The organism is Dehalogenimonas sp. 4OHTPN, from assembly GCF_040448695.1.
Lineage (GTDB): Bacteria > Chloroflexota > Dehalococcoidia > Dehalococcoidales > Dehalococcoidaceae > Dehalogenimonas.
Map to the genome: position 1 here is coordinate 335,710 of NZ_CP159307.1, position 11,958 is coordinate 347,667.

Sequence of the window (11,958 nt, forward strand, 5' to 3'; positions counted from 1 at the left end):
CCACTGTGGGACAATCCCACCTGGGTTATCAGCTAAATTACGAACTCCCCGTTTTTATACAGCAATTTCCCGTCCACGGTGATCTGCCCGCCTTGCCGCAGGTCGCAGACCATGTCCCAGTGGATGGCGCTCTCGTTCTTGGACCCGGTCTCCGGTATGCCGGCGCCTAAGGCCATGTGGAAGCTGCCGCCGATCTTTTCATCGAAGAGAATCTCGCGGGTGAAAGACTTGATGCCTTTATTGGTGCCGATGGCCAGTTCGCCCAGGCGGCGCGCCCCGGCGTCGGTGTCAAGGATTTTATTGAGGTAGTCCTCGTTCTTTTCGGCTGTCGCCCGGACGCACTTGCCCTTTTCGAACCACAGCCGGACACCGGTGATCTCGTGTCCCTGGTGAATAGCCGGATAGGAGAAGTAGACGTGTCCCTCGGCGGAGTCCTCCACCGGCCCGGTGAAGACCTCGCCGTCGGGCATGTTCCTCTTGCCGTCGCAGTTGACCCAGGACCGGCCCTTGATGTTGAAGCGGATATCGGTCTCTGGCGCGGTGATATGAACAGTCTCTTTGCCATTGAGCCAGTCGACGACCCGCTGCTGCTCGGCGGATACTTTTTTCCAGTAGCCGACTGGATCGGCCGGGTCCGGCAAACAGGCGCCGAATACGAAATCGGCGTAGTCCGAGAGGCTCATGTCGGCGTCCTGGGCCATGGCGTTGGTCGGGTACGGCGCCCCCACCCAGCGGAACGACCCTTCGGCCGACCGGCGCATCATCGTCTTCATCAGGTGCCTCCTGGCGGCGGAGTGCCAGGCCATTTTCTGCGGGTCGACGCGGGACAGATGGCGGGTGTTCTCCTCGGCCAGGATCGAGATGCGGCAGTCATACTTCTCGGTGATATGCGCCAGCGGCTCGTGGACGTATTCGATCTGCTCCTTCGATCCGTATTTGAACAGCAGTTCAGATGTCTGCGCCGGCCAGGCCATGGCAATGGGCAAGCCTCCGGCTTTCAGTGTTTCGATAAAAATGGCCTCAGAAAGCGGCCGGGCGATGTCGGGGGCGAAAATGGCCACCCGGTCGCCGGGTTTCACGGCAACGGAGTAGTTGACCAGCAGGTTAGCCAGTTTTTCAACGCGGGGGTCGTGCATGTGGACTCTCCTTTTCTACACTATCGCTGAGATTATAGCACTGCAGCCAAACGTCTTTGCGAACCATCGGCGGCGCCGGGACGAAGCAATCTTAAATCTGCGCCTCAGGTATTCAACATAATAAAATATGCCGCCAAAAACGACAAAACTCGCTTGACCTTCGCTGTGAACGTATGTGCTATAATGCCTGTCATGCGCTCAAACTGTGTCCCGGTCCCAAACACCGCCGAGGGGAAAAATTTTTGTGCTCGGGTGCCGATCGGAGTTGTTTCAAAACGATCGATAAACGACTCCCAATCGAGCCGCCAACGCGGCAAAGCGCAATCGTTTCCGGAAAAGAAGAATATTTAGGGGTAAATCAAATGACAGCCCGGCTAAGCCGCGAACACCACCACGTAGTAATAAACCAGCATTACGGCAAACACCACCGAGTCCATTCTGTCCAGGAAGCCGCCGTGGCCGGGGATGGCGTTGCCGGAGTCCTTGATAGCCATGTTGCGTTTGAACAGGGATTCCACCAGGTCGCCGGCCTGTCCGACGACGGAAGCCAGGAGCCCCACCAGCCCGAGGCTGAGATAATCCGGTGTCAGTCCGAGGACCGGTTTCAATATGACGGCGGTTATCACCGCGGCGATAGCTCCGGCGAAGGCGCCTTCCCAACTCTTCCCCGGGCTGATCGACGGCGCCATTTTGTGGCGGCCGGTCGCCCGCCCAATAAAATAGGCGAAAGTATCCGAAGCCACCGTAACTCCGATGGCGAAGAGCAACCACTCCCGGCCGCTCTCAAGCAGCCGCAGCGCCGGCAGGAAGGAAAGCAACCAGCCGACGTAAATCACCCCGGCCAGAGTCCAGGCCCAGCGGACGAAGCTTTGAGACCGGTCGCCTGGTTTCAAGAGGTACAGCAGCGACAGCGCGGTGAAGCCGGCCAGCAGCGGCGCCAGGCTGCCCTCAACATGCGGCGAGGCAATAAACAGCACCACTCCGATAGTCCCGATGGCGGCGAAAGGCGGCGCCTTGACCTGGGATACGACGCGGTTGAACTCCGCGATGGCCATGACGCCCCAGATTGCCGCGCCAATGGTCAGCCAGGGCAGCGGTTCGTCGAACCAGATAGCCGCCAGGGCGATAATGCCTAATAAGAGACCTGAGACAAGTCGTTTCTTAAGCAAGTCTTATAGACCCCCGAAGCGGCGCTGTCGTTTGGCATATTCCGCCAGCGCTTTGCCGGCTTCCTCGCGGCCGAAATCAGGCCACAGGGTATCAGTAAAATACAGCTCGGCGTAGGCAGACTGCCACAACAGGAAGTTGGAGAGGCGTTTTTCGCCTCCGGTGCGCACCAGCAGGTCGACATCGGGCAGCCCGGAGGTATGAAGGTATTTCCCAAAGACTGTCTCATCAATCAATTGGGCTTCGACCTTATCAATTACCACCCGGCGCGCCGCCTCGACGATCTCAGCCCGGCCGCCGTAATCGAAGGCGAAAGAGGCTACGGCACCGGTGTTGGCCGCAGTCCGCGCCACTACCCGTTCGACGCCCTGGCGCAGCGGCAGGGCTTGCCGGTCGAGCCGTCCAAGATGGCGGATGGAAACATTACGGTCGTCTAACTCGCCGGCGGTGCGTTCCAGCGCTTCGGCCAGCAGCTTCAGTATGCCCGCGACCTCGTCCCTGGGACGCTTCCAGTTTTCAGTCGAAAAAGAGAAGAGAGTTATAAACTCAACGCCGGCCTCGGCCATGCCCAGTACGACCTCAGACACTTTCTCCAGCCCGGCGCGGTGGCCTTCCAGACGCCGCAGGCCGCGGGCAGTAGCCCAGCGACCGTTGCCATCCATAATCAGGGCGACATGCCGTGGGACCGGACCCGGGAACTCAGGCGAGTGTATCATCAAGGCGTTATTGTAAGCGTATGAGCTTCTATCAGCAAGGTTATCGCATTCGTTGAGAAATATTACACTCTCTGTTAAGCTTTGCCGATGAACCTGCCAAGACTGCGGCCGGTGATCAAGCTGCCGGACTATTTCAAAATAACCGTCCTTAGCTTGGGATTGGCCGCCCTTTCACAGAGCTCACACGCCATCCTTCTGCCGCTCCGGGTACTGGATTTTGCCGGAGAAACCGGCAAGAATACCGCCCTGGCTGCGGTTACTTTCACGGGATTGGTCCTGGCTATGTTGTCTCAACCGGTTGCCGCCGCGTTTTCTGATTCAACCTCGTCCCGCTGGGGCCGGCGGAAACCTTACGTCATGGCCGGCGGAGTTGCGGTCCTGGTGCTTTTACCGGGGATCGGCCTGGCTGGGAGTTTTGCCGGACTTTTCCTATTCTACTGCCTGATCCAATTAGCGGCTAACACCGCCCAAGGCCCATATCAGGCATACCTGCCGGAATTGGTGCCGCTCGACCGCCGCGGTCGCGCCTCCTCCTTCAAAGCCCTGATGGAGCTATTGGGTGGGGCTGTCGGCATCTTTATCATCGGCAGACTTATGTCGGACTATGCCACTGATAACCAGAGCGGTGTATGGAATTCGCTCGCGGTATTATCGCTGATCATCGCCACTATATTGGGGTATCTATGGTTGAGACTCAAGGAAACACCCACGCCTGGTCCGTTGCCGCCATTCCGGAATCCGCTCCTGTCATATCGTTTCAGCCTGAAAGACAATCCGTCGTTCGGCTGGTTTCTTGGATCCCGGCTTTTTGTGTTCATGGCGTCGGCCACCCTGCAGACATTCGCCCTTTTCTACCTCCGAGATGTTATCGGAGTTGAAAATCCGGCCGGTTCAGCCGCAGCTTTTATTATCGTTGCCGGTGTTTCGATGGGACTGGCGATCTTTCCGGCTGGTTATCTGGCCGACCGATACGGGAAAATCTGGCTGTCACAAGCTGCAGTGGTTTTCGGTGCCGGGGGAGTAATCCTGTTGCTGCTGTCGCCCTCATCGGTCACAGTTATGATCGCTGCTGGTATGACAGGCTATGCTATCGGCACTTTCAGCGTCGCCAATTGGGCATTGGCGACTGTACTGGTTTTGAAAGGGGAGGAAGCCCGCTATCTGGCGATCGCTAATATGGCTACGGCCGGGGGTGCCGCCCTGGCCCGACTAATCGGTCCGGCTATTGACTACTTCAACCGGGTGGAGGCCAATCTCGGCTACCAGATTATGCTTGGAGCCTGTCTCTTATATTTTGTCCTAGGCGGCTTGTTGATCAAAAAGACTAGGACGCCAGCCAGTCGATGACTTGTTCCCAGCCTAATGCCCCTGCCCAGGCCAGCATGATATATAGCAGGCTGCGGCCAAGGAAGCAGGCAACAAAGAATTTTGGCGCCGGGAAACGCATTATCCCGGCAGCCAGCCCGGCTACGTCAAACAGGAGTGGAGCCGCTGACAGTCCGAAAATAGCTAACATGCCGTAGCGGTCCAGCCAGCTGCGGATGCGAATGTACCAGCGGTTGTTCTGCGGCACTACGGCTCGTCCGGAGTAACCAGCCAGGTAGCCTGTCATCTCACCCACCGCAGCGCCGAGCGCAGCTGCGAGGCCAACCAGTGTTGGTGCCGGCATGGCGGCTCCCAGCGCTGCCAATACCAGGAAATTACCTGCCGGCAGTACCACGGTAGCGTTTAGAATCATGCTGACAAGGAAAGCACCAAGGTAGCCGTAATCCTCCAGACCTTCGACGAACTCCGGATTGGTGTGATAGACATAAAGAACCATCCCGACGATGGTAATCACGGCAACAAGGGAGAGTGCCGGCAATAGGCGACGCTGGATCCGACTACCGCGATCAGATTCAAACCCGGGGGACGAACTTAGGTCGGGATTATTGGTCATTAGACAGTCATTGTAACATAGAGGTTGTCAGGCGTTTAATTAATGTTGCCAACGAGTGCCTGATAGGATACACTAAACAGTACCGGCGCCTGCGGCTTTTATTGGCTTGCCTCGCAGCCGGGATTCCAGAAATTGTCTAGAGCGGCGCGCAGCCGCAGTCAGGCGTTATCTGGGATGATTTCCGTATGAGGTTTTACGATGACGACAGAGAATAGAGAGCACAACTTCGAGAATCTAAAGGCGAGGCTGGAAGGCGAATACAGGCGGCTCTCGGAACAACTGGAAGCGCTGCGGGCAACCAAGCCGCAAGAAGACCGCCGCGAAGGTTCGCCGTTCGGCAAGCGTGAGGAAGAGGCTACCGAAACCGCTGACCTGGAGAACCGGCTGGCGTTGGAGAAACGAGTCCTGGACCAGATGGCCGAGGTTGATTATGCTCTTGGTAAACTACAAAAAGGCGTTTTCGGCCGCTGCGAAAACTGCGGCCAGATAATCGATCCGGCGCGCATGGAGATCCTGCCCTATGCCAAGTACTGCGTTTCCTGCAAAGCCAAGCTCAACAGGCCGGCTTAACCGGTTGCCCATCGTTGTGCCGCTGGCGGCTTTCTTTTCCGTAGCGCTGGACCAACTGACCAAGCATCTGGTTCGCACCAATATCGCGCTGTACGACTCTATTCCGGACACCGGATTTTTCCGTCTAGTACACACCCAGAATACCGGAGCGGCATTCGGCATATTTGAAAACGCTACTCTCTATCTCGCGGTGTTCAGTTCTATCGCCCTGGCCGTGATCGTCTGGGCGGCGGTGTTTAAACGTTTCTCTTTCCTTGAGAGTGCCTGGGGCAGTCTATCGCTCGGCCTGGCCGCCGGTGGTACCCTTGGCAACCTGATTGATAGGGTATACTACGGCTTCGTGACCGATTTCCTCAAAGCCGGTCCTTGGCCAGCCTTCAATATCGCCGATGCCTCCATGGTCACCGGTATGCTGCTTATTGCATTCCTCTACCTGCGTTGGGAATCTATCCCGGGAGGCCGGTAAAACTTGGACCGCCGCTTGGAATTGGTGGCCGAGGCCGGCGGTCTCAGGCTCGACAAATTCATCGCCGGAAAAGACTCGGGGTTGTCTCGTGCCCGGGTGCGTGCACTCATCGACGGCGGGCAGATCACCGTAAACGGCGGAAAGGTCAAACCGTCCCACTTGGTGAAAGAGGGTGACCGGGTCGAGGTGAACATCCCGTCTCCACCGCCGAGCGGCATCACCCCCGAAGCCATCCCGCTTCGAGTACTCTACGAAGACAATGACCTGGCGGTTGTTGAAAAACCGGCTGGCCTGACCACCCACCCGGCTCCGGGTCATCCGGGCGGCACCCTCTTGAACGCTATTCTCTCACGGTACCCGGAACTGGCTGAGGCCGAAGGCGACCGGCCCGGCATCGTTCACCGGCTTGATAAGGATACCTCCGGGCTGATGGTCGTCGCCCGCTCCCGCCAGACAAAGGCCGCTCTCTCCGACCAGTTCAAAAGGCGTGAAGTGACAAAAGTCTATCAGGTTTTGGTCAAAGGACGCGTCGAGCCGTCGGCTGGTATTATTGACGCCGCCATCGGCCGCCATCCGGTTGCCCGCAAGAAGATGGCGGTTACTGAGTTCGGCCGGGAAGCCCGAAGCCAGTATCTCGTCGCGAAATATTTCAGGCATTATACCTTGCTCGAAGTGCGCATCTTTACCGGCCGAACCCATCAAATACGGGTGCATCTATCAGCCATCGGTTACCCGGTTGTAGGCGATGATACCTATGGCGTCCGGTCGGAGATTTTCCCGCGCCAGTTCGTCCACGCCCACCGGCTAAAATTCAAGCAGCCTTCGACCGGAGCGATTCTGGAGTTCACCTCGGAATTACCGCCGGACTTGGCTGCCCCGCTGTCCCGCCTAATATAGCTATCGTTCACCGTGCGTTGTATAATAACATATTGCCCTTCGAGTTCCGGAGGCTTTCTATTCTGATGTCTGAAGTTAAAACCAAGGGCGCCATTGCGCTTGAATACGCGGGATTTTGGCGCCGATTCGGCGCTTACATAGTGGACGCCTTTGTTATCGCCGCCTTCTCAGCCTTCTTTGAGCCGTTGCTGTGGCCTGATTTCGGACGGGTTTTCGAAATTCACACCTCATTCGATGCTGCCATCTGGGCTGCTCAGGCCAACGCCCTAGCCAATGTCATGTCGGTCATCCTAAGTGGCGTATATTTCGCTGTCTTTTGGGTCTGGCGCGGCCAGACCCTGGGAATGATGCTTTTAGGTATGAAAGTTATCCGCTCCGACGGCACCGCCGTTGATGCTGGTCATGCCGTGATCCGCTACCTCGGCTATATCATTTCGATCCTTCCCTTGTTTCTCGGCTTCGTCTGGATTGCCTTCGACTCCCGCAAGCAGGGCTGGCATGATAAGATCGCCGATACGGTCGTTATCAAACTGCCGCCTGTCGTCGAGGTCAATCATGCCGCCCCGCCTACGGCAGCGGTATAGTAAAATACAAAATCCGAACATCGAAATTCGCAACAAACTCGAATAACCGAATATTCAATACCTATTGATCTTTGAGCGATGTCGAATTGTGATTTGTTTCGGTTTTCGGAGTACGCGCTTCAGAATTGGATCGAGGAATAAATGACCGATACAGTCAGAGTCCGTTACGCCCCTTCACCTACCGGCTACCCACATGTGGGCAACATCCGCACCGCCCTGTTCAACTGGTTGTTCGCCCGTCACCATGGCGGTAAGTTTATTGTCCGGATTGAGGACACCGACCAGGCGCGCTACGTCCCCGGCGCCGTGGAAGCCATTCTGGACGGCCTGCTCTGGCTGGGCATGGACTGGGACGAAGGACCGGAGAGGGATGGCGGCTACGGGCCTTATTTTCAGTCGCAGCGCCTGGAAAAGTACCGGGCGGCGGCGGAGAAGCTCATCGAGAGCGGCTACGCTTACCCCTGTTACTGCTCCTCGGAGCGGCTGGAGGAAGTGCGGGCAGCCCAAACAGCAGCCAAACAGCCGACCGGCTATGACCGCAAATGCCGCGACAAGTGCGATATCACCCCGGGGGGCGTCACCCCGGTGGTACGCTTCAAGGTACCGCTGACGGGGACGACCACCTTCCACGACGTCATCCGCGGTGAGGTGACCTTCGACAATTCACTGCTCGATGACTTCGTTCTCTTAAAGAGCGATGGCTTTCCGACGTATCACCTGGCCAATATCGTCGACGACCACGAGATGAAGATCTCCCATGTCATGCGCGCCGAGGAATGGTTGTCCAGCACGCCCAAACATATCCAACTATATAAGGCCATGGGCTACGAGCCGCCAGTCTATGCCCATCTGCCGATGATTTTAGGCCCGGACCGCTCGAAGCTGTCCAAGCGCCACGGCGCCGTATCAATTATCGAATACAAGGACCAGGGCTACTTGCCGGAGACGATGGTCAACTTTTTGTCTCTCCTCGGCTGGTCGCTGGATGCCACCACCGAGATCATGGAAGTCAAAAAAGTCATCGAGAATTTCTCACTGGAGCGCATCTCCAAGACGGCGGCCATCTTCAACATCGAGAAGCTGGACTGGATGAACGGCTCCTACATCCGGGCGCTGTCACTGGACGAATTCACCGACCGGGCGAGGCTTTTTCTGGAGGCAGGGGTGCCGGAGGCGGCAGCATATGATAGGGAATATCTTAAGGGCGTCCTGGCACTTATCCAGGAGCGGGTGAAGAAGCTAGGCGACCTGCGTGATCAGCCCGAACTGACCCGGTTCTTTTTCCACGAGAACTTGGAATACCATGCTGTCGACCTGGCAGGCAAAGGATTCACCACCATTTCGACGCGGCAGGCTCTCGAACTGTCCCTTGATCGTCTGTTGAAGCTTGACCCGTTCACTATTCAAGCAATGGAGGACTCGCTTCGGGCCTTAGCAGGGGAACTGGGGCTCAAACCTGGCCAGCTCTTCGGTTGCCTGCGGGTGGCAGTCACCGGGCAAACGGTATCACCGCCGCTCTTTCAGACCATGGCGGTGCTGGGACGGGAACGGACAATCAAACGGTTGAACGGAGCCGTTGCCAAGACCTACGAACTGCCGGAGTAATCATGGGAACGCGGGTTTTCAAACGGATTCCTGCAATCGGCGCCTGTGGCCTGGATTGCGGACTATGTCCCCGTTACCATACCGATGGTCCATCGCGATGCCCTGGCTGTGCCGCCGAGGCTTATATCAGCCCGGGTTGCTCTGTACAGCGGTGCTGTGTTAAGGAACACCATATGGAGTGTTGCGCTGAGTGTCCCGAGACCCAAGGCTGTGCCAGGCTTGACAGGGTATTCAAAGCGGCCGCCACCGCTGATTCGTTCATCTCGTACCTGCCGGTGCCTGCCAACCATCGTCGCATCCGTGAAACGGGCATCAGTAAGTTTGCCCGGATGCAAGAAGAGCGGGCGGCTTTCCTCGCCGAGTTGCTGGCAACATACAACGATGGCCGAAGTAAAGGATTTTTCTGCCTGGCTGTACAACTGCTGGCGCTTGACGAACTCCAGTCAGTGCTCGGGAACCTATCTGATGACCTTTCGAGGATCTCTGAAATGAAAGGTAGAACAACGCTTCTTAGGCAAGCTTTCAGTGAACTTGCGTCCCAAAAGGGTTTGACGCTAAAGTTAAGGCGACGGGTTTAAGGAGGCTGGTCTGTTATGAGTGTGGCTCTGTCACGTCAAGATGCGTTAAACTGGCTCGTAAAATACGGCATTATCCCGTATTGGGATTCTATTGATAATAAGGTGCTCTTCAGGAAGGCTGACGTAAAAAAAGGGTCGGTGTTATCGGTACCCCGCAACGTTGAAGAAGAGGTCTGGCCCGGCCTGATAAAAATCCTGGCTTTAAAAAACGAGGCGGATTGCGCTTTAGTGCGGAAGAACGTAGAGCACCTGCTCAAGGAACAAGGCAAGCTCCTTTATTAACTCCCGGTCGTCGCGCGGCATGGGACGCCGCCCTTCCTAGCCGCAGCACGCTTAAGGGCTTAGTATATTCCGCGCTGAGGTTTTACCTTGACTGATCCTGGCTATATCCAACTCTACGAGTCCGGTGAGCTTGAACAGAGGGCCCAGCGGCTTGAAGCTCGTCTTGAACACTGCGATATTTGCCCCCGCCGCTGCGGAGCGAACCGCCTGAACGGAGAGATCGGTTCCTGCAACGCGGGCAAACTGGTGGCTGTAGCCTCTGTTTGTGCCCATCGCGGTGAGGAACCGGCTATCTCCGGCAGCCGCGGCTCCGGTACAATCTTCTTCGGCAATTGTAATCTTCGCTGCGTCTACTGCCAAAATTATCAGATTTCCCAGGACCCGGAACGTCAGCGCCCCAATCAAATAACACCCTCGCGCCTTTCTAACCGAATGCTGTATGTTCAGAACGACCTGGGCTGCCATAATATCAATCTGGTCAGTCCTACTCAATACGTGCCGCAGATCATGCGCGCCATTTATGAGGCTGTACCGCGCGGTTTGAATCTTCCGATTGTCTACAACACAAATGCTTATGACGCCGTGGAGACGCTGCGGGAATTGGAAGGCGTGGTGGATATCTACCTGCCGGATCTTAAATACGCTTCCAACAGCATCGCCGCTAAACTGTCAGATGTCGCTCACTATGTACCAACCGCTCGGGCGGCAATAACCGAAATGTACCGCCAGGTCGGCAACTTGGTGGTTGACAGCGACGATATCGCGGTGCGCGGCCTGATTGTCCGACACATGATCTTGCCTAATGAATTGGCCGGGAGCGAAGAATCAATGCGCTGGATCGCTTCTGAACTGTCGCCTTCGGTAACGGTCAGTTTGATGGCCCAATACTACCCGCGGCACAGGGCGATGGAGGTACCGCCTATCGCCCGCAGCATCACCGCCGCAGAATATCGCCGTGTAGTTAACCTGCTGGACATCCTTGGTTTGGAGAACGGTTGGCTTCAGGGCGAAGGCGCCAGGGACTATTACCTGCCGGATTTCAACTTCGAAGGTCACCCCTTCGAGCGGGGGTAATCTGGCGCAGCCGTTATTCCGGTACGACAATCCATCAACACTACTGTCCTCCTAACAAAAGCCAAAAAGCTCGACCGTGTCGAGCTTTGAAGGGGATTGTCGAAGGCCACCGCCCGGCGAGGCAAGCAGGATTAGCCGCCTTTGCGTTTGCGGTTGCAGAAAGCGAATTTAATCTTGAGGCCGGAAACCTCGTCTTTCTTGTTGACGCCTTCGGCGAATTCCGATAAAGAGACCTGCCGTTTTTCAGAGGCTGGAATTTTTTTAGCCATTGTAGTTATAAACTCCGAAATTTGAAACTGACCAGGGATTATAACACAGCATTGTCCGGGAAATCCACCTGAAAAGACTGCTCGTATTATGAAGCTTTGTCCTGAACCGCTGACCCGGTGCTGCCGCGAATCTCTTCCATTGTCCGCGGTTTGAATTCCGGCTTTTGGAGGAGCTTCACCAGTTCAATACGCTCGGTGCCCCAGTTGAACCAGATAGGGACATTTTTCTGTTTGAAGTGGGCTAATGAGCGGCGGGTAAAATCCTCGAATGCGTCGCAATAGAAACCACGCCGCTCGGTCTCCTGCCGGAGGTAGGGGAGCAGACGGTACCAACATCGGATGGCGGTGGGCCCGGCCAGCGTCTCGATGGCCAAGTTCTCATTGATCTCCTTATTCCGGGTGACGGCGCCGAGCAGATTCAACCAGTCCACCAAATGGTCAATCCTGACCCGCTGGTAATCGGCCAGAGTAGCCCATTGCTCCGGCTTTACGGAATAGATGCTGCGGATTACGGCTTTAAACTCGTCGCTGCGGAAGTCGCGGAACAGGTCGATGGCCAGTTTGGCGTCGTCGCGGCGGCGGAACTGCAAATATTTAACGATGCCGACCAGGAAGCCAATGGTTAGGACAACCACTGATAAAGCTGTAACCGCTTGCCAGAATGTATTATCCAAC

15 protein-coding genes are annotated in these 11,958 nt (G+C 56.5%); 9 read left to right on the forward strand and 6 right to left on the reverse strand.

Annotation, left to right across the window (positions count from 1 at the left end):
- Positions 1–32: 32 nt before the first annotated feature.
- From ABV300_RS01760 to uppS, 3 genes are all read right to left on the reverse strand, one after another.
- Entirely contained in the window at positions 33–1,136 is a 1,104-nt protein-coding gene (locus ABV300_RS01760; RefSeq protein WP_353714845.1) for an aminopeptidase, read from the reverse strand.
- Between the two features lie 374 nt (positions 1,137–1,510).
- Positions 1,511–2,305 (reverse strand): phosphatidate cytidylyltransferase, encoded by a 795-nt coding sequence (locus tag ABV300_RS01765; protein WP_353714846.1) that lies wholly within the window; start codon positions 2,303–2,305, stop codon positions 1,511–1,513.
- A 3-nt stretch (positions 2,306–2,308) separates the two neighbouring features.
- Positions 2,309–3,019, reverse strand: coding sequence for a polyprenyl diphosphate synthase (uppS, locus tag ABV300_RS01770; RefSeq protein WP_353714847.1), 711 nt, complete (start codon positions 3,017–3,019; stop codon positions 2,309–2,311).
- An 87-nt stretch (positions 3,020–3,106) separates the two neighbouring features.
- Between uppS and ABV300_RS01775 the strand changes: the two genes are divergently transcribed.
- Positions 3,107–4,366 carry an MFS transporter gene (locus tag ABV300_RS01775; RefSeq protein WP_353714848.1) on the forward strand — a complete coding sequence of 420 codons (1,260 nt, stop codon included), beginning with the start codon at positions 3,107–3,109 and terminating at the stop codon, positions 4,364–4,366.
- Here ABV300_RS01775 and ABV300_RS01780 read toward each other — a convergent pair.
- A complete protein-coding gene (locus ABV300_RS01780) occupies positions 4,344–4,883 on the reverse strand; it encodes a VTT domain-containing protein (protein WP_353714849.1) in 540 nt (179 codons plus the stop codon). The genes ABV300_RS01775 and ABV300_RS01780 overlap by 23 nt on opposite strands.
- 273 nt (positions 4,884–5,156) lie before the next feature.
- Here ABV300_RS01780 and ABV300_RS01785 point away from each other — a divergent pair, with 273 nt between their 5' ends.
- The 8 genes from ABV300_RS01785 (at position 5,157) to ABV300_RS01820 (ending at position 11,014) form a co-directional block, all read left to right on the forward strand.
- Positions 5,157–5,528 carry a TraR/DksA C4-type zinc finger protein gene (locus tag ABV300_RS01785; protein WP_353714850.1) on the forward strand — a complete coding sequence of 124 codons (372 nt, stop codon included), beginning with the start codon at positions 5,157–5,159 and terminating at the stop codon, positions 5,526–5,528.
- 4 nt (positions 5,529–5,532) lie between these two features.
- Positions 5,533–5,994, forward strand: a complete 462-nt coding sequence (lspA, locus tag ABV300_RS01790; protein ID WP_353714851.1) for a signal peptidase II — start codon at positions 5,533–5,535, stop codon at positions 5,992–5,994.
- A gap of 3 nt (positions 5,995–5,997) precedes the next feature.
- Positions 5,998–6,891 (forward strand): RluA family pseudouridine synthase, encoded by an 894-nt coding sequence (locus tag ABV300_RS01795; protein WP_353714852.1) that lies wholly within the window; start codon positions 5,998–6,000, stop codon positions 6,889–6,891.
- A 65-nt stretch (positions 6,892–6,956) separates the two neighbouring features.
- Positions 6,957–7,475, forward strand: a complete 519-nt coding sequence (locus ABV300_RS01800) for an RDD family protein (protein WP_353714853.1) — start codon at positions 6,957–6,959, stop codon at positions 7,473–7,475.
- Positions 7,476–7,616: 141 nt separating this feature from the next.
- Positions 7,617–9,080, forward strand: a complete 1,464-nt coding sequence (gene gltX / locus ABV300_RS01805; protein ID WP_353714854.1) for a glutamate--tRNA ligase — start codon at positions 7,617–7,619, stop codon at positions 9,078–9,080.
- Positions 9,081–9,082: 2 nt separating this feature from the next.
- A complete protein-coding gene (locus tag ABV300_RS01810) occupies positions 9,083–9,658 on the forward strand; it encodes a DUF3795 domain-containing protein (RefSeq protein ID WP_353714855.1) in 576 nt (191 codons plus the stop codon).
- Positions 9,659–9,673: 15 nt separating this feature from the next.
- Positions 9,674–9,940 (forward strand): hypothetical protein, encoded by a 267-nt coding sequence (locus ABV300_RS01815; protein ID WP_353714856.1) that lies wholly within the window; start codon positions 9,674–9,676, stop codon positions 9,938–9,940.
- Between the two features lie 87 nt (positions 9,941–10,027).
- Entirely contained in the window at positions 10,028–11,014 is a 987-nt protein-coding gene (locus ABV300_RS01820) for a radical SAM protein (protein WP_353714857.1), read from the forward strand.
- A 131-nt stretch (positions 11,015–11,145) separates the two neighbouring features.
- Here the strand turns inward: ABV300_RS01820 and ABV300_RS01825 are convergent, their stop codons facing one another.
- Both ABV300_RS01825 and ABV300_RS01830 read right to left on the reverse strand, forming a co-directional pair.
- Positions 11,146–11,283 carry a hypothetical protein gene (locus ABV300_RS01825; protein WP_353714858.1) on the reverse strand — a complete coding sequence of 46 codons (138 nt, stop codon included), beginning with the start codon at positions 11,281–11,283 and terminating at the stop codon, positions 11,146–11,148.
- Between the two features lie 86 nt (positions 11,284–11,369).
- A complete protein-coding gene (locus ABV300_RS01830; protein WP_353714859.1) occupies positions 11,370–11,957 on the reverse strand; it encodes a hypothetical protein in 588 nt (195 codons plus the stop codon).
- Between the last annotated feature and the right edge of the window lies 1 nt (position 11,958).